This is a genomic window from Demequina salsinemoris, from assembly GCF_000974805.1.
In the GTDB taxonomy this organism is placed as follows: Bacteria; Actinomycetota; Actinomycetes; order Actinomycetales; family Demequinaceae; genus Demequina; species Demequina salsinemoris.
In genome coordinates this window covers 281,191-302,348 of the sequence record NZ_BBQZ01000005.1, presented here as the reverse complement: position 1 = coordinate 302,348, position 21,158 = coordinate 281,191, and the positions used below count along the sequence as shown (strand labels likewise).

Here is a 21,158-nt window from a genome sequence, read left to right as displayed (position 1 = left end):
CCATTGTGTCACAGTCCCCATCCAATTCACAGGACACGCGCGCGAGGGCGCACCTTCCGGGGCTCGTGGACGCGGTCGGGGACGATGCGCGAGATGCCTGGGCGTGAGGTCAGCGGAACCCTCGAGCGGGGGACCGCAACGCCTGCTGAGCAGGCACGGAGTCGGTCCGCCCCCCCGCCGCGCGGGTGGCGAACACACCGCGAACTTGGGATGCTGGACGCAACGCGCCTGCACCCGGACGGGCCGTCAGGACCATGGTCCCGGTATAGGACAATGGTCCCCTCGGTAGTTTTTCTTGACGCATCTACCAAAGGAGGGCACTGGCATGGAGGCGCTCGAACTAGCCCGCTGGCAGTTCGGTATCACGACCGTCTACCACTTCGTCCTGGTACCGCTCACGATCGGCCTGTCCGTCCTTGTGGCGATCATGCAGACGGCGTGGGTCCGGACCGGCAACGAGAAGTGGCTGAGGCTGACGAAGTTCTACGGCAAGCTGCTGCTGATCAACTTCTCGCTGGGCATCGCGACCGGAATCGTGCAGGAGTTCCAGTTCGGCATGAACTGGTCCAACTACTCCCGCTTCGTCGGCGACATCTTCGGCGCCCCGCTGGCGATGGAGGCGCTGCTCGCGTTCTTCCTCGAGTCGACGTTCCTGGGCCTGTGGATCTTCGGCTGGGACAAGCTCCCCAAGAAGATCCACCTCATGACGGTGTGGGCCTTCGCCATCGGCTCGACCCTGTCCGCCTACTTCATCATCGCGGCCAACTCGTGGATGCAGCACCCCGTCGGCGCGGACTACAACGCCGAGACGGGTCGTGCGGAGATGACCTCGATCCTCGAGGTCCTGACGAACGTCACGACGCTCGCAGCCTTCCCGCACGTCATCGCGACCGCGTTCCTGGTCGCGGGCAACTTCGTCGCCGGGATCGCCGTGTACTGGATGGTGCGCAGGCACCGCGAGGACGCGAACCACGCCGACCTGCCGATGTACCGCACCGCCGCGCGCTTCGGCGCGGTGACGATGCTCATCGCGGGTGCCGCCGTCATCTACACGGGCGACGTCCAGGGCAAGCTGCTCGCGGAGCAGCAGCCCATCAAGATGGCCGCCGCCGAGGGTCTGATGGACACCGAGACCGGCGCCTCGTTCTCGCTCTTCGCGATCGGCAACCTCGCGGGCGACGACCCCAGCTCGGTCACCCACCTCATCGAGATCCCCAAGTTCACCTCGTTCCTCTTCACAGGAGACTGGGACGCTGAGGTCCGCGGCATCAACCAGCTCCAGGAGGAGTACGCGGAGCGCTACGGCGCGACCGACGCGAACGGCGACGAGATCGAGTACCGCCCGAACCTGCTGGTCACGTACTGGTCCTTCCGCCTCATGATCGGCCTCGCCGCGTTCTCCGCCGCGCTCGCGCTCACGATCCTGTGGTTCACCCGCAAGGGCGCCTACACGACGAAGCCGTGGATGAGGAATCTCGCGCTGGTGTCGCTGCCGATGCCGTATCTCGCGGCGAGCTTCGGCTGGATCTTCACCGAGATGGGCAGGCAGCCCTTCGTCGTCGCGCCCAACCCCGACGGCGTCGACATGGTCATGCTGCTGACGCAGTCCGGGTACTCCCCGAGCGTGTCCGCGGGCGAGATCATCACCTCGCTCGTCATCTTCACGATCGTCTACGCGGTGCTCGCGGTCTTCTGGTTCCGCCTGCTGCACCGGTACGCGATCGAGGGCGCGCCGCAGGTCGAGGAGCCCACCGTCGACGAGGACGGCTCCAAGCCGCTCTCCTTCGCGTACTAAGGAGTCGTGATCATGGATCTTCCTCTCATCTGGTTCCTCCTCATCGCGGTCCTGTGGACCGGGTACCTCGTCCTCGAGGGATTCGACTTCGGCGTCGGCATGCTCATGGGCCTGCTCGCGAAGAACAACAAGGAGCGCCGCCTGGCGCTCAACACGATCGGCCCGGTGTGGGACGGCAACGAGGTGTGGCTGCTCACCGCTGGCGGCGCGACCTTCGCGGCGTTCCCCGAGTGGTACGCGACCCTGTTCTCGGGGTTCTACCTGCCACTGCTGCTGATCCTCGTGTCGCTCATCATCCGCGCCGTCGCGATCGAGTACCGCGGCAAGATCAACGACGAGGCCTGGCGTCAGCGCTGGGACTGGGCGATCATCGGCACCGCGTGGGTCCCGTCGATCCTGTGGGGCGTCGCGTTCGCGAACCTCGTGCGCGGAGTGCCGATCGAGGAGGTCGACGGCAGGCTCGAGTACGTCGGCAACTTCTTCGACCTGCTGAGCCCGTTCGCGCTGCTCGGCGGCCTCGTGACCCTCGCGCTGTTCCTCACGCACGGCGCGATCTTCCTCGCGCTGAAGACCTCCGGCGAGTTCTCGCAGCGTGCGGGCGACTTCGCGAAGAAGGTCTCGATCGCCTCGCTCCTGATCGCCGCGGTGTGGGCGATCTGGGCACAGCTCGCCTACTCGCAGCCGTGGACCTGGGCGGCCGTCGTCGTCGCGGCGCTCGGCCTCGTGGCCGTGGTCTGGTTCTCGCGTGCTGAGAGCTTCGGCAAGGCGTTCATCGCCAACGCGGTCGTCGTCGTCGGCGCCGTCGTGCTGATCTTCGGATCCATGTACCCCGATGTCATGCCGTCGTCGATCGATCCCGAGTTCTCGCTCACGGTCCGCAACGCGTCGAGCTCGGATTACACGCTCACGGTGATGACCTGGGTCGCGGTGATCATGACCCCGATCGTCCTGGCCTACCAGTCCTGGTCGTACTGGGTGTTCCGCCGCCGGATCAGCACCGAGCACATCCCCGAGCACAACGAGCTCACGTTCCTCAAGAAGTAGCCTCATCGAATGAAACCCATCGATCCGCGCCTGGTCGTGCGGATCGGCCCGGCCCGCCGCTACATCCTCGTGACGGCGGGCCTCGGCCTTTCCACGGCCCTTCTCGTCGCCTTCCAGGCGTTCGTCATCGCGCGCCTGCTCGCGCCGCTCCTCGCCCCCGAGCCCCTCACCGAGGACGGTCTCGGCTGGATCGGCTCGATCGTGCCGGAGTCCGCCAGGGGGCTCGCGGTCGGGCTGCCGATTCTCGCTGCGGTCGTCGGGCTGCGTACCGCGGTCTCGTGGCTGCAGGAACGGCTCGCGCACCGAGCTGGCGCACGCGTGATCTCCGAGCTGCGCGAGCAGGTCGTGGAGCACGCCGCCGCCATGGGGCCTCGCTGGGTCGCCTCGGGCCGTGGCGCCGAGGTCGTCACGGTCGTCACGCGCGGCCTCGACGACCTGCTGCCCTACTTCGTGCGCTACCTTCCCCAGCTGGGGCTCGCGGCGACGCTCACCCCGATCCTGCTCGTGCTCGTGCTCGGCCTGGACTGGATATCGGCGCTCATCGTGGGCCTCACGCTGCCGCTGATCCCGATCTTCATGATCCTGGTCGGACTCGTGACGCGTGACAGGTCGGAGCGGCACCTCGAGGCGATGCAGACGCTCGGCGCTCGGACGCTCGACCTCATCGCGGGCGTGCCCACCCTCAAGGCCCTCGGGCGCGAGAACGGTCCGGCCGCACGCGTGAGGGAGCTCGGCGAGTCGCACCGCAAGGCGACGATGGGCTCCCTCAGGGTCGCCTTCCTGTCCGGCATGGTGCTCGAGCTCCTGACGACGCTCTCCGTCGCGATCGTCGCGGTCACGATGGGATTCAGGCTCGTCGCCGGCGGCGTCGGCATCGAAACGGGGCTGGCGGTGCTCATCCTCGCGCCCGAGGTCTACCTGCCGCTGCGCAACGTGGGCATGCACTTCCACGCCTCGGCCGACGGCCTCGCCGCGGCCGATGCCGCCTTCGGCATCCTCGACGAGCCCGTGCCCGCCGCGGGCGGCACCGCGCAGGCGCCGTCCGTGTCGAGCGGCGCGCTCGTCGCCGCGGATCTCGGAGTCCTCACCCCCGACGGCGGGCGCGAGGCCCCCGCAGGGGTCACGCTCCGGTGCGAGCCCGGCACCGTGACCGCGATCGTCGGACCCAACGGATCCGGCAAGTCGACCCTGCTGCTCGCTCTCGCGGGGCTGCTCCCTCCGTCGTCGGGTCGTGTCGGCGTGGAAGGGGACGATGCGGGAGTCGCCCCGGTCTCGCAGGATGGCGCCGTCGTGACGGACCTGGACGGCTGGACGTCGCAGATCGCGTGGGTGCCACAGCGCCCCGACCTCGGCCCCGAGGGACGACGCCTGTCCCTTGGCCAGCGTCAGCGCCAGGCCCTCGCCCGTGCGTTGTCCTCCGGCCGGCCGCTCGTGCTCCTGGACGAGCCGACCGCGCACCTCGACCCTGCGTCACGCGCCGAGGTCGTCGCCGAGATCCGTGCGCTCGCCGACGCGGGAGCGACCGTCGTCGTCGCGACGCACGAGCCTGCGGTCGTCGACGGCGCGGACGCGGTCGTGACCGTCGAGTCCCACGCCACCAAGGAGGTCGATGCATGACCGCCGCGACCGACAGCGCGCCGGCGAGCTCGCACGTCGAGGGAGAGGGGAAGGCGCTGCGCGCCGCGCTGAGGGACACGGGGGTTCGCCCCTGGCCCGTGATCAAGGCCGTCCTCGCCGGCACCATGGCGCTCGGCTCCGCCGTCGGATTGTCCGCCGTGGCCGCCTGGCTCATCGCCAAGGCCGCGGAGATGCCCTCCCCCGCCGACCTCGCGCTCGCCGCGGTGATCGTGCGCTTCTTCGGAATCTCGCGCGGGCTCTTCCGGTACCTCGAGCGTCTCGCGAGCCACGACACAGCGCTGCGCGGCATGGTCGAGCTGCGCGAACGCACGTATGAGCGCCTCGCCGCCGCCGGAGCGGGACGCGTGCTCACGCTGCGCCGCGGCGACATCATCGCGCGCATCGGGTCCGACCTGGACGCGGTGGGCGATGCCGTCGTGAGGGCGATCATCCCCACCGGGGTCGCTCTCACGGTGAGCGCGATCTCGGTCGCGATCGTCGGCGCGGTGCTGCCCGCGGCAGGCCTCGTGCTCGCCGCGTGCCTCGCGCTCGCGGGCTTCGGCACCGCGGCGCTGACCACGCGCCAGGCTCGCGTCGCGGCGGAGGCCGGCATCGCCGCCCACGCCGAGGTCGCCACCGCCTCGCTCACGGCTATCGAGTCCGCGCCCGAGCACCGCGTGTGGGGCACCTCTGACGACTCCATCGCCGCCGTCCGGGACGCGAACGCGCAGGCCGAGGCGGCGCTCGAGGCGGAGGCTCGACCAGGCGCGGCCGCCGCGGCGCTGCTCACGCTCAGCCAGGGGCTCGCGGTCATCGGTGGGGTGTGGCTCGCGGTCGTCGCGATCGGCCAGGGCACCGTCTCCGGACCGTGGGGCACCGTCGTCGCGCTCCTACCGCTCGCCGCGTTCGAGGCCGTCGGCGTCATCCCCGCCGCGGTGCTCCAGCTCCACCGCTCGCGCGCCGCCGCACGCCGCATCGAGGAGCTCGCCGCACCGCTCGAGGGCACGGCCTTCGCCGCTCCCGCGACCGAGACGAACGCCGCCGAGGCTGGCACTGCCACGACCCCCGCATCGTCCGTGTCCGAGCTGCGTCTCGACGCGCTGTCCGTCGCGTGGCCCGGCATGACGCCGACCAGGCCCCTCACCGAGACGCTGCGCCCGGGCGAGACCCTCGCGATCGTGGGCCCGTCAGGGATCGGCAAGTCGACGCTGCTGCTCGCGATCGCGGGCGCGATCCGTCCCGCCTCGGGCCGGGTCCTCCTCGATGGCGAGCCGGTCGCTCCGGGCGACACGGGGCACCGCGTCGCGCTCACGTCGGAGGACGCGCACGTGTTCGGGACGACGGTGCTCGAGAACCTCCGTGTCGCGCGCGGGGACGTCACGAGCGCCGAGGCCCTCGACGCGCTCGACACCGTGGGTCTCGGCCCGTGGATCGCGTCGCTGCCCGACGGGATCGACACGATGATCGGGTCGGGAGGGCACACCGTCTCGGGCGGCGAGCGCCGCCGCCTCCTCCTCGCCAGGACGATGCTTCACCCGGCTCCCGTGCTGCTCGTCGACGAGCCGGCGGAGCACCTCGACGCAGCGGGCCAGGACGCGCTGAGGTCCGTCGTCCTGGCATTGACCGCGCAGGGCCGTATCGTGGTCCTCGTCACCCATCACGAGTCCCCGCTCGAATACGCGGAGAGGCGGGTCGACCTACGTGAGTGAGGAGAACCAGGCCGTGTCCGACGCCTTGGCCGACGCGATCGTCGGGATGAACCGGCTCGACCTCAAGGACGTCCTGGACAAGTTCCTGGACGCCGCGACCGAGCACACCGGCGCGCGCATGGCCGCCATCAACATCCTGGACCGTGACGGGATCTCCGTCGAGTTCCACTACAACGGGATGCCCGAGGGCGTCATGGCGCACATCGGGCGCGCGCCCAACGCAGTCGGCACGCTCGCACGCATCCCGATGGAGGGCTGCCTCGTCATCGAGGAGCTCACCGAGCATCCCGCCTTCCGAGGGCTGCCCGACGGTCACCCGCCCATGGGCTCGTTCCTCGGCACCGCGCTCGTCGTGCGTGGCGAGCTGTTCGGCTACCTGTACCTGGCCGACAAGACGGACGGGTTCACGCCGCGCGACCAGCACATCGTGCTCGCGCTCGCCTCGGCCGCGGCCTCCGCGATCGACAACGCGCAGCTCTACGAGGCCGCGATCGCGCGCGAGAAGTGGCTCACCGCCTCGCAGGACATCACGACGCAGCTGCTCGCGGACCCGGGCGACGAGGAGGCCTTCGAGCGCATCGTCCTCGCGGCGACGGAGCTCGCAGGCGCGACCTCGGCCGCGCTCGTGCTGCCCGGCGTCGACGAGGAATGGGTCATGGAGTTCACCCTCGGCAACCGCGCCGACGAGCTTCTCGGCCAGGTTCTCCCCGAGGACGGGCACGCGCTCACGATCATCCGCTCGGGAGAGGGCGTCGTCGCGTCCGAGCCGCCCGGCGGCACCGTGCTGCCCGCGGTCCGCGCCTTCGGGCCCACGCTCTACGCGCCCCTGCACTCCGAGGGAAAGACCTCGGGCCTGCTCATGCTGTGGCGCGAGCCAGGCATGGCGGCCTTCGACCAGAACGACCTCTCGACCGCGCAGCGCTTCGCGAGCCAGGCCGCCATGGCGCTGTCGTTCGCTGAGCTCGCTCACGTCAAGAACGTGTCCCACATGCTCGAGGAGCGCGAGCGCATCGCTGACGACCTGCACGACTTCGTGTCGCAGGAGCTCTTCGCGACCGCGATCCAGCTCGAGACGATCGCGTCCAACGTCCCCGCGGAGTTCCGCCCGCGCCTCCTGTCGACCCTCGACCACGTCAAGCGCGCGCAGCGCGAGGTGCGGTCCGTGATGGGGACCCTCGCGGGAGAGCGCACCTCGGAGCCGCTGTCGGAGCGCCTCCGGCGTGAGTTCATCCTCGCGCAGGACTCGCTCGGCTTCACCCCGACGATCTCGGTGGACTGGGAGGACGTCGCGACCGCGACCGCGGCGGACCCCTCGCTCTCCGACGACGCGGTGGCCGTGGTGCGAGAGCTGCTGTCCAACGTGTCACGCCATGCGCAGGCCACGGCGGTGACGATCTCGATCGTGGCGCCCACGGGTCGCTTCGTGGTCACCATCACGGACGACGGCATCGGCCCTGCCGGGGCGACGAAGCGCCACTCGGGCACGTCCAACCTCGCGAACCGCGCGATCCGCCGTCAGGGGACGTTCACGCTGTCGCCCGTGCGCCCGGGAGCCGGACGGCCGGGCACCGCGGCGGAGTGGAACGTCGAGGCGTAGGCGCCGGCCGCGCAGCGGCAACCCTGAGCCGCGCAGCGGCGGCGACTCTCCGCGGAACGACTAGCCGCGGAACGACTGCGCGCGACGCGCCGTCGCCCAGGCGACCACCTGCGTGCGGCGCTGAAGACCCATCTTGGCGAGCACGCTCGTCACGTGGTTCTTCACGGTCTTCTCGGCGATGCCCAGCTCGGTCGCGATCTCACGGTTGGCGAGGCCCTGGCCCACGAGCGTGAGCACGCGACGCTCCATGGGCGTCAGGCGCGACAGCATGTCGTCCTCGTGGACGTCGATGTGCTGGCCGTGCTCGCGGCCCGTCGCGGCGTCCTTGACCGCCTGGAGCACCTCGGCGCTCGTCGCGGTCTTCGCGAGGAACACGTCGGCGCCGGCCGAACGAGCGGCCGCCTTCGCGTCGTCGTCGTCGTACGAGGTGAGGACGACCACGCGGGTGTCCGGCAGCTTGGCGCGCACGTGCTGGATCACGTCGAGACCCGTGCCGTCGGGCAGGCGCAGATCGGACAGGATCACCTGAGGACGGACCGCATCGGCGCGGCGCGTGGCCTGGGCGACCGACGAGGCCTCGGCGACGACGGTGATGCCATCGGCCCTGTCGAGGATGTCGCAGATGCCACGACGCACGACCTCGTGGTCGTCGAGAACGAGGACTGTGATGTCAGACATGGAAGAAATGCTACTGCCTGGAAGATGCGTCACCGGGTTTCGGCACCCAGCGTCGCTGACATGTGGTGCACCAGTGGGTCGCGCGGCCGCCGATCACGGCTCTGCGCAGGGGCCTGCCGCACCGTCCACAGGGCTCGCCTCCGCGCCCATACGCCGCGAGCGAGCGGTCGAAGTAGCCGGACTCGCCGTTGACGTTCACGTAGAGCGCGTCGAAGCTCGTGCCGCCCTGCGCGAGCGCTGCCGTCATCACCTGACGCGTCGCCGCGAGCAGTGCCCGAGCCTGTGCAGCGGTCACGGCATGGGCCGGCCGTTGCGGATGCACTCGTGCGAGCCACAGCGCCTCGTCGGCGTAGATGTTGCCGATGCCGCTGACCACCGTCTGATCGAGGAGGACCTGCTTGACTCCCCTGCTGCCCTTGCGCAGGGCGAGTCCCGCCGCGCGCTCGTCGAGGTGCGGGTCGAGCGCGTCCCTCCCGATGTGCGCGACGGACCGAGGGAGCCAGGCGAGGTTCGAGCCCTGGCCGGCGGGCAAGGCATCGTCCGTGGGCTCGAGGGGCTCCGCGTGGAGGTAGCCGAAGGTGCGCTGGTCGAGGAAGTCGAGCGTCAGCGCGCCTCGCGTCGGATGCTCGAGGGTGAGGCGGGCCCGGCAATGCGGATGAGGCTCGGACGCTTCGGCGCCCGCCGCCTCATGGACGCGGAACTGGCCCGACATCCCCAGGTGAGCGCTGAGCGCCGCCCCGGGGGCCGCATCGTCCCCGTCGAGGACCATCCATAGGAACTTGCCGCGCCTGACGACGGCGTTGATGCGCGTGTCGATCACCTCGGCGGTGAACTCGGCCGCGCCGCCAGGAAGGAGACGGACGCAGCTGTCGCGGCGGATGTCGACGGCGCGGATCGTGGCGCCTGTGATGAGGGAGTCGAGTCCGGAACGGACCGTCTCGACCTCGGGAAGCTCAGGCAACGACGCCGTCGACCTGGCTGTCCACCGTCTCGAGAGAGGCGTACGCGGCCGCGGCGGCCTCCTGCTCGGCGTGCTTCTTGGCGGTGCCGGTGCCCTCGCCGCGCGCCTGGCCGTCGACCATCGCGCGGGCGGTGAACACGCGCGCGTGATCCGGGCCCTCGCCCGTGACGTCGTACACGGGAGCGGGAAGGCCGAGCTCGGCGCACCGCTCCTGCAGCGACGTCTTCCAGTCCAGCGCGGCGCCCGACTTGGCGGCGGCCGCGAGGGACGGTCCGACGAGGCGCAGCACGACCTCACGGGAGGTCTCGATGCCGTGCGTGAGGTACACGGCGCCGAGGATCGCCTCGAACGCGTCGCACAGGATCGAGTCCTTGTTGTGCCCGCCCGTGGACGTCTCGCCCTTGCCGAGCAGGACGCACGGCCCCAGCGAGATCTGGCGCGCGATCGCGGCCAGGGACTTCTGGGACACGCATGCGGCCCGCATCTTGGCGAGCTCGCCCTCGGGGAGGTCAGGGTGCGCGTGATAGAGGTGGTCGGTCACGACGATGCCGAGCACCGAGTCCCCCAGGAACTCGAGCCGCTCGTTCGTCGGCAGACCGCCCGCCTCGTAGGCGAAGGACCGGTGGGTGAGGGCGAGCACCAGCAGATCGGGGTCGATCGACACACCGATCCTCCGGACCAGGGCGTCTGCCGCCTCCTGGCCCGGGATGCTCACCGCGTCACCTCGGTACGCGTGGTGACGCGCGCCTTACGCCTCGTGCTCGGTGCGCAGCGCCTCGGCGTACTGGCGACCGTTGTAGGCGCCGCACGACGGGCACGCGACGTGGGCCAGCTTCTGGCCCTTGCACGAGGGGCACGTCACGGTGTTGGCAGCAGTGGTCTTCCACTGGGCCCGGCGTGCACGCGTGTTGCTGCGCGACATCTTGCGCTTGGGAACAGCCACGGCTAACTCTCTTTCGTCTGGGACGGCTCATCGACGGTCAACGCCTGCAGAGCCGACCACCTGGGATCGATCTTCTCATGCGTGTGACCCGGGTCGTCCGCGAGCCGTGCGCCGCATTGGTCGCACAGCCCCGGGCAGTCCGGGTCGCACAGCGGGGTGAACGGCAGCTGGTCGGCCACCGCGTCCCGCACGACTTCGGTGAGGTCGAGGGTCTCCCCGTCGAACTCGTAGACGTCCTCCGGCTCCTCCTCCTCGTCCTCGCGCTGCACGTCGGGGAGCTCGAACAGTCCCTGGATCGGGGCCACGACCGTGAGTCGCACCTCGTCCAAGCACCTGCCGCACTCGCCCACCGCCTGCGCGGTGACGGTTCCGGAGACCCAGATTCCGTCCTGCACCGAGTCGAGGCTCAGATCGAGACTCACCTCGGTGCCGGCGGCCACGCCGATCATGTCGGTGCCGAGGACCGCGGGGGCTGGGAACTGCTCCGACAGGACGCGCTGCGTCCCCGGGCGGCCGACGATCTCCCTCGCGGGAAGCTCGTACGGAGAGCCCTGGTGGCGCTTGGTGTGCGACACGAGCGCCTCCTGAACAGTTCCAGTCCTCACGGACCTCGGCCACGTCAGACGACGGGCCAGCGCACGATTCTACGCGATGTGCCCCCAGTGCTCAACCCGGCCCCCGCGAAGTCGTGCCCTCGCGCTCCAGGATACGCCGGATCGGGGGTCGCCGCGCGGCTTCGGAGGCGCTCAGGAACGACGCTCGAGCGCCTCGAGCACCGCGCTCTCGACGCCAGGAGGGACGTAGGCGGTGATGTCGCCTCCATGCCTCGCCACGTCACGCACCAGGGACGATGCGATGTGACTCAGGGCGTTGTCTCCCGTGAGGAACACGGTCTCGATCCCCGTGATCGACCGGTTCATGAGCGCCATCGGGCGCTCGACGTCGTAGTCCGCGCCGCCGCGCAGCCCCTTGACGATCGCATTCGCCCCGACCGATTCGCAGAAGTCGACGAGCAGCCCGTCCGTGGCCGCGACCTCGATCCCGTCGAGGTGGGCGGTCGCCTCGGTCGCGAGCCGCACACGGGTGTCCACATCGAGCAGCGGGGTCTTGGTCGAGTTGTGCGCGACCGCGATCACGACGCGTTCGAAGATCGTCCTCGCGCGGACGGCGACGTCGACGTGACCGAGCGTGATGGGGTCGAAGCTGCCGGGGAACACCGCGATGGTCATGCGCCCACGCTACCTGGGGCGACGGCCTCGCCGTAGTGGACCGTCGTCTCGCCGTACGCCTTCGACGTCACTGCCTCGATCGCGTCGGGCCAGGGTGCGTCCCCCACGCGGGACGACCATTCGAGGACGACGGTCGCGCCGGGGCTCAACCGCGCCGCGAGCGCGGCGAGCACCTGCGCGAGATCGTCGCGCGCGATGTCGTACGGCGGATCGAGGAACGCGAGGTCCCACGTGCGCTCCGCGCGCTCGAGGTACGGACGCGCCTTCTCGCGCACCACGGTCGCGCGCCCGCCCACCCCGAGATCGCGCGCGTTGCCCTGTGCGACCTTCGCCGCCTGACCGGCGGACTCCACGAGGACCGCGTCGGCCGCTCCCCTGCTCAGCGCCTCGAAGGCGAGCGCCCCCGAGCCCGCGAACACGTCGATCACGTGGGCGTCGCGCAGCGCACCGGCATGGTCGAGCCGCGAGAACACCGCTTCGCGGACGCGATCAGTCGTGGGCCTGGTGCCCTTCGGCGGGACGGCGATCCGGCGGCCTCCGAGCTCTCCGGCGATGATGCGGGTCATGCGCTCACCGTACGCGTACCAGTGACATTCGCAGGGTCCTTCGTCTACGTTGTCGGCAGTGAGAACGCTGGCGGCGACCATGAGAGGGCACCCATGAGCGAGCAGCACCCATCCGAGCAGGGGCGGACCTCGGCCGATCCCGATGCGACGCAGCGGATCGACATGGTCCCCGCCACGATCCCTCCCGCAGATGCTCGCCGCGGATCCGCGGCGACGCGGGTCGCGGTCGGCTTCCTCGCCGGGCTCGCCGTCGGGATCGTCGCGACCGCGCTGATCCTCACGCCGCGCGCCGATGAGGCCACAGCCGCTGTGGGGACCCCCACGACGACCACGGACGACGGCTCGGTGAACGCGGGAAGCGGCACGGACGAGAAGGGGGACGGAGGCGCAGGCCCGGACGACGCCGCCTCCGCGAAGACGTCCGCAGACGTCGAGCCCGACGACGAGGACACCGCCGCGTCGGGGTCGGCGGAAGGGCCGGCCGAGGGAGCCGCGTGCACCGCGATCGTCACCGCGGCCGACAGCTGGGAAGGCGGCTTCAAGCTCGACATCGAGATCGTGGCCGGCGAGGGAGGCCTCGACGGATGGACCGTCACCGCCGACCTCGGCGCCGATGCCACGGCCGAAGGACCGTGGCGCGCGCGCCTGGTCTCGTCGGACGACGGTATCGCGACCTTCGTGAGCGAGGACTACAACGCGGAGCTCGACGCGGGAAGCACCACGACGTTCGGCTTCAACGCGACGGGCCCCGCTCCGGAGCGTCCCGTGCTCAGCTGCGCGGATTGACCGGCCTGGTCCCGCCAGCCGTTCGCGGCCCGGCTCACGCTAGCCCCGCTCGAGGAACTGCTCGCGCTCCTCGCCGAGCCACTCGTCGATCGCCGCCGCCAATGCCGGGTGGTCCGCGAGCTGGGGATCGGCGGCCACGAGCTCGCGCGCATCGTCCCTGGCCTGCGCGATCACCTTCGCGTCCCTGACGACGCGCAGCAGGCGAAGCGAGTTGCGTCCCCCGGACTGCGCGGTGCCGAGCACGTCGCCCTCGCGGCGCAGCTCGACGTCCTTGTCGGCGAGCTCGAAGCCGTCGGTGGTCCCGGCCACCGCGGCGAGGCGCTCGGCGGCGAGCGTTCCCTCCTCGGCGTTCGTGACGAGCAGGCACACCCCTGGAAGTCCGCCGCGCCCGATGCGCCCGCGCAGCTGATGGAGCTGCGAGATGCCGAAGTGCTGAGCGTCCATGACCACCATGACGGAGGCCTCGGGGACGTCGACGCCGACCTCGACCACGGTCGTCGACACGAGGACCGGGGTGCGGCCGGACGCGAAAGCCGCCATCGCATCGTCCTTGTCGTCGGACGCCATGCGTCCGTGCAACAGGCCGATGCCGGTGCCGGCGAGCTCGGGCCGGGCGCGGAGCATCTCGACGACCTGGGTCGCGGCGGCCAGGGGCGGACGCTCCTTGGCCTCCCCCTTGGCCTTGCCGCCGAGGTCCAGGAGGCCGTCGTCGGCGAGGTCGTCCGCGCTCGCCTCGGGTGCGTCGTCGTCGGGCGTCGTCTCGCCCTCCTCGATGCGGGGACACACGACGTACGCGCGGCGTCCCTGGGCGACCTCCTCGGCGATGCGCGCCCAGACGCGATCCAGCCACGCACGGTTGCCCGCAGGGACGACGTGCGTCGTCACCTCGGCGCGACCCGCGGGCTTCTCGTCGAGCACAGTGGTCTCAAGATCGCCGAACACCGTCATCGCGACCGTGCGCGGGATCGGCGTGGCGGTCATGACGAGCATGTGCGGCGGATGCACGCCGCGGGTGCGCAGCGCATCGCGCTGCTCGACTCCGAAACGGTGCTGCTCATCGACCACGACGAGCCCCAGGTCGGCGAACTGCACGGTCTCGCTCAGCAGCGCGTGCGTGCCGACGACGATGCCTGCCTCGCCCGAGGCCGCATCCGCGAGCGCCTTGCGCCGGGACGCGGCCCCCTGCGAGCCGGTGAGCAGAGTGATCCGGGTGCCGCGCGGGTCGCCGCCGAGCGTTCCCGCGTCCGCGAGCGCGCCGAGCATGGCCCTGAGCGTGCGAAGGTGCTGACCTGCGAGGACCTCGGTGGGCGCGAGCAGCGCGGCCTGGCCGCCCGAGTCCACGACCTGCAGCATCGCCCTCAGCGCGACGAGGGTCTTGCCCGAGCCGACGTCACCCTGGAGCAGCCGAAGCATCGGCGTCTCGCGGGCCAGATCCGCCGCGATCCGCTCCCCCGCGCGCACCTGGGCGCCCGTCAGCGGCCACGGCAGCTGCGCGTCGAAGGCCGTGAGCGCCCCGTCGGCCCTCCCGGGGCGAGCCAGCGTCGCGTGCGCGTCATGCACGGCGCGGCGCCGCGCAAGCGCGGCCTGAAGGACCAGCGCCTCCTCGTAGACCAGGCGCGCGCGAGCAGCGCGCCAGTCCGCGTCGACCTCGGGCGTATGGATCCCGCGCCACGCGTCGAGGAGCCCCATGTGCCCGTGTCGCTCGAGCAGCTCCGACGGGACGGGATCGTCGACCTCGGCGGGCGCGAGCGGATCCAGCACCGTCCGGACCGACCGACCGATGCGCCACGTCGGGACGCCCGCCGCGGCCGGATAGATCGGGATGGGCCGCGACGCCTCGAGGACGGCCTCGTCCTCATCCGCGGCATCGACGCCCACGATCAGATAGTCGGGGTGCGTGAGCTGGCGCTCGCCCCGGTACTCGCCGACCGTGCCGGTGAACAGCCCCGTGCGGCCGGCGCGCAGCTTGTCCTCATGCATGCGCAGCACGCCCATCCGCTTGGCGAAGAACGTCAGCCGCAGCGAGTCCTGCCCATCCGTCACGACGGCCTCGAGCATCGCACCCCCACGATTGCGCATGGGCCTCGCGGTGGCGGAGCGCACCTGCGCCATGACCGTGACGTGCTCGCCCACCTTGAGGTCACGGATGGGCGTCATCTCGCCCGGGCTGCCGTACCTGCGCGGGTAGTGGCGGAGCAGATCGCCGACCGTCTCGAGTCCCAGCTTCCCGAGCGACTGCGCGGTGCGGGAGCCGAGCACCCGCGTCAGCGGCTCGCTCAGGCGCCCGCCGGCATGGTCGCCGGGAACCGCCGGCCCCACCGCATCGTCCCGGCCGCCAGGCCCGCTCATGCGACTGGAGACGACTCGACGCCGATCAGGATCCCCGGTGCTCCGTGACCGCCCTCGTAGACCTGGACATCCGCCATCGGGGCGACCTGAGCGACGGACACGCGCGCCTGGGCGGCCACGTCGACAGGGACCCCCCTCGCGAGGATCAGGGTGACGAGGTCCGTGTCGGGACCGATCATCCGGTCGAGGTCGTCGTCGAGCGCGTCGACCGAGGAGGCGGCCACGGCCGTGCTCGCCACCGCATCGGACATCAGGACCGCGAGGTCCTCGCCAGGGGTCGCGAGCGCGGCAGCCGCCACGGCGGCGACCACCTGGGCCTCGTGCCCGGCGTCCAGGACGGTCAGATGCCAGTGGCGCCAGCGTGCCGCGAGCTCTCGCGCCGCGAGCCGGAGCGCGGGGTTGCCCGCGACCACCACGGCGGAGGACCCGGAGGCATCCTTCACCGCCCGTCGCAGCTCGCGCTTCTTCATCTTGGAGGCGTCAGGCACCACGAGCACCACGGCGCCCGCATCGGTGAGCGGCTCCGCGAGCCCCGGGCACGACGTGAGCGCGACGACGCCGGTCGCGGCGCGATCGCCGACCTGGCTCATGAGGAGGCTGCGCACGACGATCTGTCGCGCCTCGACCGACTGCGCGATCCGCACGGCGGCCTCCGGGGAGTCCGTGTGCACGTGCGCCTGCGCGAGCCCATGCCCGTGGGACACCGTCACGGAGTCACCGACGGCCTCGAGCTCGACGCGCAGGGACGCGACGATGCCCGCGTCCTCCGGCTCGGCCACGAACATCACCTCGTAGGCGCCGCCTCCCGGGATGCCGTGAGAGTGCGGCCCCGGCCCGTGGATCACGTTCCGGCCGTCCCTGAGCTCCCACTCGACCTCATCGAGGGCGGCGAGCGCATCGCGTCCGGCGAGCGTCTCGGCCAGCATCTCCAGCTGGAGGACCAGGCCCGCCGCACCCGCGTCGACCACGCCGGCGTCACGCGCGCTCGGCAGCTGCTCATGGGTGAGAGCGAGGGCCGCGCGAGCCGACACGACGGCCGCCACGGCCACGGCCTCGCGCCCCGCCTTGACACTCGCCGCATCGCGCGCGCCCTTCGCGGCCGCGCGGGCGACCGACAGGATCGTGCCCTCGACCGGCGAGCTCACGGCGCGATACGCGGCCTCGGCCGCGATCTCCATCGCCTCCGCGATCGCCGTCGGCTTCGCCTTGTTGAGGCCGCCGCGCTCGTCGATCGCCGTGAGGAAGCCCGAGAGGTACTGCGAGACGATCACGCCGGAGTTGCCGCGGGCTCCCAGGAGGGCACCTCGGGCGAACGCCGCCACGACCTCCCTGTGGGTCGCATCGTCCGGAAGCTTGGCGACCGCGCGGTTGCCCTCCTGAAGGGTCAGATAGATGTTGGTGCCGGTGTCCGAGTCCGCGACCGGGAACACGTTGATCGCGTCGAGACTCTCGCGGGCACGCTTCACGGCGTCGACGCCAGAGGTCAGCCAGCGGCGCAGCTCGGTGGCCTCGCTCATCCCGGTGCACCTCCTGGTCGCGTTCTGATGGTCATCCGATCCCGCGCGGGATCGCCGTCCACCGCTCCTTATCGTGGCACGACCATGGGACACTGGGACGCAGGGACGGGCCGCTCCGACGCGCTGTTTGGCGCGAAACGGAATCGTCGGCTATCCTTGTGCGGTTGCCCGAGCACCTTCGGGCTCTCAATCGTGGCACTGTCGGAAGTCGCCGGCGTGCAAGAACTGTAGGAGAACTATCGTGGCTGCCAACTGCGACGTCTGCGGCAAGGGCCCCTCGTTCGGGCACTCCATCTCGCACTCGCACCGCCGCACGAAGCGTCGCTGGAACCCGAACATCCAGCGCGTCCGTGCCGTGGTCGCCGGTACCCCCAAGCGCCTGAACGTGTGCACCTCGTGCCTCAAGGCCGGCAAGGTTACCCGCGCGATCTGATCGTGCAGCGGTCCATCCGCTGATCTCGGAAAGGGCGCTTCCCCTCGGGGAGGCGCCCTTTCTGCTTGCCCTACGGGTGGCCGGCCACGGCCTGGCCTCTGCGCGAGCGGACACTTTCTGACACATCGCGCGGCGGCGACGCGGCGTGTCGCGCGGAACACGCCGTGCGAGGCGGGCGTGCTGTGTCAGAAAGCGTCCGGACGCGGCGCGACACATGCGCGCCGGCTCTGCCGTAGGTTGGCTTCATCCGAACGTGGGGGAACTGCTGTGGGGGACGCATGAAGACGGAGCTGACCGGAAGCCTCGAGACGCTGGGCCTCTCGCCCTGGTGGGCCTTGTCGGCGGTGCTGATGGCGCTCGTCATCGCGGACATCGTGCGCGGTGACGTGAAGGTCGCCCCCAAGTGGGCGTGGATCGGCGCGACGGTCCTCCTGTTCCCCCTCGGCCCGATCCTGTACCTCCTGTGGGGCCGCGTCGGGCGACGCGCGAGGCGAGATCCCTCAGCCGAGGCCTAGTGCCGCTCGTTCACCTCAGGAGACGCTGATACAGCACGTGGTCCTGCCATTCGCCGGCGATCAGCAGGTACCCCTCGGCGACGCCGATCTCGCTGAACCCCGCCCGCTCGAGCACCCGACGCGACCTCTCGTTGTGCACCAGCGCCGCCGCCTGAAGACGATGAAGCGCGAGCTCGTCGCGGCACACCTCCACCGCTCGCCCGAGGGCCCGCGTCACCAGGCCCAGTCCCTCGTACGATCCGTCGAGCCAGTATCCGACGCTGCCGCTCAGGAACGGCCCGTGAGCGATCTGGGAGACCGTGATCGCTCCGACGATGTCCGGGCCGTCGACAAGGACGAGCGGCAGGCCGCGCCCGAGCTCGAAATCCTCGCGCAGGTCGGCGATGCGCTCGGACTGGCCGCCCTCGGTCCAGAAGGCGTGCGGCCGTTCGGGGTCCCACGGCGCGAGGTGATCGCGGTTGCGCACGAGAGCCGCGGCGAGCGGGGCCGCGTCGTCCTCTTCGATCACTCTCAGGGCGACGCCCTCGCCCAGTTCGGCAGGAAGCAGATTCATGGAGCCGATGCCAGACGCGCGCGAACGCTACGCCGAGAAGTGGTCCCAGCCGAGGGCCTCGGGCACGGCGCCGTCGACGCGCACGCCGGCGAACTCGTCGGTCACGGTCCCGACGGCCTCCCAGCCCGGCGGCACGGACGACGCGGAGGGGAACACCGCGAGCAGCGCGTGGTCCTCTCCCCCGGTGAGCGCGAAGTCGAGCGCGGAGACCCCGAGCGCCGCGGCCGCCACCGAGGCGGCCGGGTGCACGGGAACAGCGGACGAATCGATGGAGATCCCCACCTCGGACGCGCGCGCGATCCGACCAGCATCGCGCAGCAGCCCGTCGGAGATGTCCATCATCGCGGCAGCTCCGCGCAGCGCGGCCTCGAGACCAGCGCCGACCACGGGACGCGGGCGCTTGAACAGCGCGACCGCCTCGGGCGCGGCGCCGATCCCGGCGGTGAGCACCGCGAGCCCAGCGGCCCCGGCCCCGAGCGGCGCGGACACCGCGACGACCATCCCGGGATGCGCATCGGCCCTGGTCACGACCTCGGTGCCGTGCGTCTCGCCCAGCACGGTGACGGACACGACGATCTGATCGGCCCCTGACAGGTCTCCCCCGACGACGCCGACGCCGTGCGGCTCGCACGCCTCACGGATCCCGTCCGCGAAGTCGAGGACCCAGTCCACGTCGGTGTCCTCGGGCAGGCACAGCGTGATCTGCAAGGACGTCGGGACCGCTCCCATCGCGTCGATGTCGGCGAGGTTCTGCATCGCGGCGCGCCAGCCCACGTCGGCACCGGTCGACCATTCCCGCCGGAAGTGGCGGCCCTCGACCAGCACGTCCGACGACACGACCAGGTGACCGTCGACGGCGACCACCGCCGCATCGTCCCCAGGCCCGAGGATCTCGGCGTCGGTGTCCGGAAGCCGCGGGGCGAACAGCGCGATGAGCGCGTCCTCGCCGATCTCGCCGATGGAAGTCATGCGGACAAGCCTAGGCGGGTGTGGACGATGCGATCGCCAGGGACGATGCGGCCATTCCGACCGTTCCGACCGTCCCGGTCGTTCCGACCGTCCCGGTCGTCCCGGTCGTCCCGGTCAGGACGATGCGACGGCCACCTCGGTCACGCGGTCCGCACGACGAGCTTGCCTGCGACGTGCCCTCCCTCGAGCCGTTCAAGCGCCGTCCCGTACCCGTCGAGCTGATACACGGTGTCGATGCGGGGCGTCACGAGCCCCTCGTCGACCCAGCCGGCGACCCTCACGAGGTCCGCGGCATTCGGGACGGCCGTGAGCTGGACGACCTTGCGCTTCACGATGGGTCCCAGCGCCTTCGCGCGGAGGATCGCCGATGCAGGGCCGAGCAGCCAGCCTCCCCCGACGCCGCCCATGGGAGCGTAGGCGCCGTCGGGCGCGATGATCCTCGCGAGGTCGCGCAGCGACGATGTGGTGACGAGGTCGAGCACCACATCGAACTGCTCGCCGCAGTCGGCGACCTCCTCGCGCACGTAGTCGACGACCCGGTCGGCGCCGAGCTCGCGCACCCATGCCGCGTTGCGCCCCGAGCACACGGCGACGACGCGAGAGGCTCCCAGCGCCTTGGCGATCTGCACCCCCAGGTGCCCGACCCCGCCAGAGGCACCGATGATGAGCACACGCGAGCCCTCACGGATCCCGGCGGTCTCGAGCCCCTGCAGCGCGGTGAGCGCGCCCATCGGCAGGGCGGCAGCCTCATCGAACGACAGCCCCGCGGGCTTGTGCGCGATGCGCGAGGCGTCCGCGACGCAGAACTGCGCGCACCCGCCGAAGCTGATCTCGCCGTACACCTCATCCCCGACGGCGAGGCCATCCACCCCGGGACCGACCGCGTCGACCACGCCCGCGACGTCGGCGCCGAGCACCCTGAAACCCGGGGACCGCCAGCCGCTGAAGCTGCGGGCGAGCGCGGGATCGGCGCGGTAGACGTGCCAGTCGTAGGGATTGAGCGAGGCCGCTCGATTCGCGATGCGGACCTGGCCCTTCTGCGGCAACGGGGCGGGCATGTCGACCAGGCGCATGACCTCGGGACCGCCGTACGTGTCATAGACGACGGCCTTCATCGGGCCACGCCCTCGCTCGGGAGCGGGCCAGCAGCGGCCGGGCTCGCAGTGGCGGGCGCGGTCGCGGGCCGGATCCCCACGATCAGCAGGTAGCCGATCATCCAGAGCTCGGCCACGGTCGCGGGCATGGCGACCGCGTCCACGAGCCACGACGGCGCCGCGCCCTCGACAAGCCCGAGGAACGCGCTCACGACGTAGCCCGCGCCGCCGACGATGAGCAACCACCCCAGCAACGAGGGGAAACGCCCCGAGGTCCGCGCGACATGCCCCATCGGGATGAGCCACAGGCCGAAGAACAGCGCTCCCACGGCCCACCACGAGTCGGCGGTCGCCCACAGGAGGGAGACGGTGGCGCCGACGTCCCCGCCCGGGGCGAGCGACGCATCGTCCTCGACCGCGGCGGCGGTCATGAGCATCGCGGCCGATCCGAGGATCGCGAGCGCGTTGGCCATGCCGAACGCCGCCGTGGCCCAGGCGGCCACCGGGTTGAGGCCCCGCAGGAGCTTGTAGAAGCACACGGCCGCGAGCGCCTGCGTCGCGACTGTGCCGAGCTCGAGGCCGAGGAACAGCAGGGTGCGCGGCGGGCTGTCGACGAGGTTCGCCGCGGTCGAGAGCCCGTCCTCGCCGAGGAAGGCCGGGCGCAGAAGCAGGAACCCGAGCATCCCTGTGACAGCGAGCCCCAGGTACGAGGCTCCGGTGACGCGCGCGGTGGTGCGCGTCGCATCGTCCATGCCGGGGCGCGCCGGCGCGACTGTGGTGGTGGTAATGATCTCTCCCCCCGG

21 protein-coding genes are annotated in these 21,158 nt (G+C 71.3%); 8 read left to right on the top strand and 13 right to left on the bottom strand.

What is annotated here, in order from left to right; all coding sequences use genetic code 11:
* Window positions 1-325: 325 nt before the first annotated feature.
* The 5 genes from AOP78_RS11470 to AOP78_RS11450 are packed head-to-tail and all read left to right on the top strand — an operon-like array spanning window position 326 to window position 7,762.
* Window positions 326-1,795, top strand: coding sequence for a cytochrome ubiquinol oxidase subunit I (locus AOP78_RS11470; protein ID WP_062204655.1), 1,470 nt, complete (start codon window positions 326-328; stop codon window positions 1,793-1,795).
* 12 nt (window positions 1,796-1,807) lie between these two features.
* Complete coding sequence (gene cydB, locus AOP78_RS11465; protein ID WP_062204652.1) at window positions 1,808-2,839, top strand: cytochrome d ubiquinol oxidase subunit II; 1,032 nt, start codon at window positions 1,808-1,810, stop codon at window positions 2,837-2,839.
* Between the two features lie 9 nt (window positions 2,840-2,848).
* On the top strand, window positions 2,849-4,456 hold the full coding sequence (locus AOP78_RS11460; RefSeq protein WP_062204649.1) for an ABC transporter ATP-binding protein/permease: 1,608 nt from the start codon (window positions 2,849-2,851) through the stop codon (window positions 4,454-4,456).
* Complete coding sequence (gene cydC / locus AOP78_RS11455; protein WP_062204647.1) at window positions 4,453-6,165, top strand: thiol reductant ABC exporter subunit CydC; 1,713 nt, start codon at window positions 4,453-4,455, stop codon at window positions 6,163-6,165. Before AOP78_RS11460 ends, cydC begins: the two co-directional genes overlap by 4 nt.
* Entirely contained in the window at window positions 6,158-7,762 is a 1,605-nt protein-coding gene (locus AOP78_RS11450) for a GAF domain-containing sensor histidine kinase (RefSeq protein WP_152659520.1), read from the top strand. The genes cydC and AOP78_RS11450 overlap by 8 nt, the downstream gene beginning before the upstream one ends.
* A gap of 60 nt (window positions 7,763-7,822) precedes the next feature.
* Here the strand turns inward: AOP78_RS11450 and AOP78_RS11445 are convergent, their stop codons facing one another.
* From AOP78_RS11445 to rsmD, 7 genes are all read right to left on the bottom strand, one after another.
* Entirely contained in the window at window positions 7,823-8,440 is a 618-nt protein-coding gene (locus AOP78_RS11445; protein ID WP_062204641.1) for a response regulator, read from the bottom strand.
* A 10-nt stretch (window positions 8,441-8,450) separates the two neighbouring features.
* Entirely contained in the window at window positions 8,451-9,401 is a 951-nt protein-coding gene (gene mutM / locus AOP78_RS11440) for a bifunctional DNA-formamidopyrimidine glycosylase/DNA-(apurinic or apyrimidinic site) lyase (RefSeq protein WP_062204639.1), read from the bottom strand.
* Window positions 9,394-10,116, bottom strand: a complete 723-nt coding sequence (gene rnc / locus AOP78_RS11435; protein ID WP_062204636.1) for a ribonuclease III — start codon at window positions 10,114-10,116, stop codon at window positions 9,394-9,396. Before rnc ends, mutM begins: the two co-directional genes overlap by 8 nt.
* 33 nt (window positions 10,117-10,149) lie before the next feature.
* On the bottom strand, window positions 10,150-10,344 hold the full coding sequence (rpmF, locus tag AOP78_RS11430; protein WP_062204633.1) for a 50S ribosomal protein L32: 195 nt from the start codon (window positions 10,342-10,344) through the stop codon (window positions 10,150-10,152).
* A 2-nt stretch (window positions 10,345-10,346) separates the two neighbouring features.
* The gene (locus AOP78_RS11425) at window positions 10,347-10,919 is read right to left on the bottom strand and encodes a YceD family protein (RefSeq protein WP_062204629.1); all 573 of its coding nucleotides are present in this window, start codon (window positions 10,917-10,919) and stop codon (window positions 10,347-10,349) included.
* A gap of 171 nt (window positions 10,920-11,090) precedes the next feature.
* The gene (gene coaD, locus AOP78_RS11420) at window positions 11,091-11,573 is read right to left on the bottom strand and encodes a pantetheine-phosphate adenylyltransferase (protein WP_062204626.1); all 483 of its coding nucleotides are present in this window, start codon (window positions 11,571-11,573) and stop codon (window positions 11,091-11,093) included.
* Complete coding sequence (gene rsmD, locus AOP78_RS11415) at window positions 11,570-12,139, bottom strand: 16S rRNA (guanine(966)-N(2))-methyltransferase RsmD (protein WP_062204623.1); 570 nt, start codon at window positions 12,137-12,139, stop codon at window positions 11,570-11,572. The genes coaD and rsmD overlap by 4 nt, the downstream gene beginning before the upstream one ends.
* A 93-nt stretch (window positions 12,140-12,232) precedes the next feature.
* Between rsmD and AOP78_RS11410 the strand changes: the two genes are divergently transcribed.
* Window positions 12,233-12,925, top strand: a complete 693-nt coding sequence (locus AOP78_RS11410) for a cellulose binding domain-containing protein (protein ID WP_062204620.1) — start codon at window positions 12,233-12,235, stop codon at window positions 12,923-12,925.
* A gap of 39 nt (window positions 12,926-12,964) precedes the next feature.
* Here AOP78_RS11410 and AOP78_RS11405 read toward each other — a convergent pair whose 3' ends face one another.
* Window positions 12,965-15,274 (bottom strand): ATP-dependent DNA helicase RecG, encoded by a 2,310-nt coding sequence (locus tag AOP78_RS11405; protein ID WP_083980067.1) that lies wholly within the window; start codon window positions 15,272-15,274, stop codon window positions 12,965-12,967.
* Entirely contained in the window at window positions 15,271-16,791 is a 1,521-nt protein-coding gene (locus AOP78_RS11400; protein WP_062204616.1) for a DAK2 domain-containing protein, read from the bottom strand. The genes AOP78_RS11405 and AOP78_RS11400 overlap by 4 nt, the downstream gene beginning before the upstream one ends.
* A 241-nt stretch (window positions 16,792-17,032) precedes the next feature.
* Between AOP78_RS11400 and rpmB the strand changes: the two genes are divergently transcribed.
* Together rpmB and AOP78_RS11390 are read left to right on the top strand one after the other, a co-directional pair.
* On the top strand, window positions 17,033-17,224 hold the full coding sequence (gene rpmB, locus AOP78_RS11395; RefSeq protein WP_062204614.1) for a 50S ribosomal protein L28: 192 nt from the start codon (window positions 17,033-17,035) through the stop codon (window positions 17,222-17,224).
* 278 nt (window positions 17,225-17,502) lie between these two features.
* Window positions 17,503-17,739, top strand: a complete 237-nt coding sequence (locus AOP78_RS11390) for a PLD nuclease N-terminal domain-containing protein (protein WP_062204610.1) — start codon at window positions 17,503-17,505, stop codon at window positions 17,737-17,739.
* Between the two features lie 10 nt (window positions 17,740-17,749).
* On the opposite strand, the gene AOP78_RS11385 is transcribed toward AOP78_RS11390, so the two are convergent.
* The 4 genes from AOP78_RS11385 to AOP78_RS11370 all read right to left on the bottom strand — a co-directional run bounded on the left by AOP78_RS11385 (window position 17,750) and on the right by AOP78_RS11370 (window position 21,107).
* The gene (locus AOP78_RS11385) at window positions 17,750-18,292 is read right to left on the bottom strand and encodes a GNAT family N-acetyltransferase (protein WP_062204607.1); all 543 of its coding nucleotides are present in this window, start codon (window positions 18,290-18,292) and stop codon (window positions 17,750-17,752) included.
* A 27-nt stretch (window positions 18,293-18,319) separates the two neighbouring features.
* Complete coding sequence (locus tag AOP78_RS11380; RefSeq protein WP_062204603.1) at window positions 18,320-19,261, bottom strand: thiamine-phosphate kinase; 942 nt, start codon at window positions 19,259-19,261, stop codon at window positions 18,320-18,322.
* 140 nt (window positions 19,262-19,401) lie between these two features.
* Entirely contained in the window at window positions 19,402-20,376 is a 975-nt protein-coding gene (locus AOP78_RS11375; protein WP_062204599.1) for an NAD(P)-dependent alcohol dehydrogenase, read from the bottom strand.
* Window positions 20,373-21,107 (bottom strand): DUF4386 domain-containing protein, encoded by a 735-nt coding sequence (locus AOP78_RS11370; protein ID WP_062204596.1) that lies wholly within the window; start codon window positions 21,105-21,107, stop codon window positions 20,373-20,375. The genes AOP78_RS11375 and AOP78_RS11370 overlap by 4 nt, the downstream gene beginning before the upstream one ends.
* Window positions 21,108-21,158 lie beyond the last annotated feature (51 nt).

Bases quoted from the DNA above. Each gene is read 5' to 3' on its own strand.
- AOP78_RS11470 (WP_062204655.1), top strand. From the start codon at position 326: ATGGAGGCGCTCGAACTAGCCCGCTGGCAGTTCGGTATCACGACCGTC.
- cydB (WP_062204652.1), top strand. From the start codon at position 1,808: ATGGATCTTCCTCTCATCTGGTTCCTCCTCATCGCGGTCCTGTGGACC.
- AOP78_RS11460 (WP_062204649.1), top strand. From the start codon at position 2,849: ATGAAACCCATCGATCCGCGCCTGGTCGTGCGGATCGGCCCGGCCCGC.
- cydC (WP_062204647.1), top strand. From the start codon at position 4,453: ATGACCGCCGCGACCGACAGCGCGCCGGCGAGCTCGCACGTCGAGGGA.
- AOP78_RS11445 (WP_062204641.1), bottom strand. From the start codon at position 8,440: ATGTCTGACATCACAGTCCTCGTTCTCGACGACCACGAGGTCGTGCGT.
- coaD (WP_062204626.1), bottom strand. From the start codon at position 11,573: ATGACCATCGCGGTGTTCCCCGGCAGCTTCGACCCCATCACGCTCGGT.
- rsmD (WP_062204623.1), bottom strand. From the start codon at position 12,139: ATGACCCGCATCATCGCCGGAGAGCTCGGAGGCCGCCGGATCGCCGTC.
- AOP78_RS11410 (WP_062204620.1), top strand. From the start codon at position 12,233: ATGAGCGAGCAGCACCCATCCGAGCAGGGGCGGACCTCGGCCGATCCC.
- AOP78_RS11405 (WP_083980067.1), bottom strand. From the start codon at position 15,274: ATGAGCGGGCCTGGCGGCCGGGACGATGCGGTGGGGCCGGCGGTTCCC.
- AOP78_RS11400 (WP_062204616.1), bottom strand. From the start codon at position 16,791: ATGAGCGAGGCCACCGAGCTGCGCCGCTGGCTGACCTCTGGCGTCGAC.
- AOP78_RS11390 (WP_062204610.1), top strand. From the start codon at position 17,503: ATGAAGACGGAGCTGACCGGAAGCCTCGAGACGCTGGGCCTCTCGCCC.
- AOP78_RS11385 (WP_062204607.1), bottom strand. From the start codon at position 18,292: ATGAATCTGCTTCCTGCCGAACTGGGCGAGGGCGTCGCCCTGAGAGTG.
- AOP78_RS11380 (WP_062204603.1), bottom strand. From the start codon at position 19,261: ATGACTTCCATCGGCGAGATCGGCGAGGACGCGCTCATCGCGCTGTTC.
- AOP78_RS11375 (WP_062204599.1), bottom strand. From the start codon at position 20,376: ATGAAGGCCGTCGTCTATGACACGTACGGCGGTCCCGAGGTCATGCGC.
- AOP78_RS11370 (WP_062204596.1), bottom strand. From the start codon at position 21,107: ATGGACGATGCGACGCGCACCACCGCGCGCGTCACCGGAGCCTCGTAC.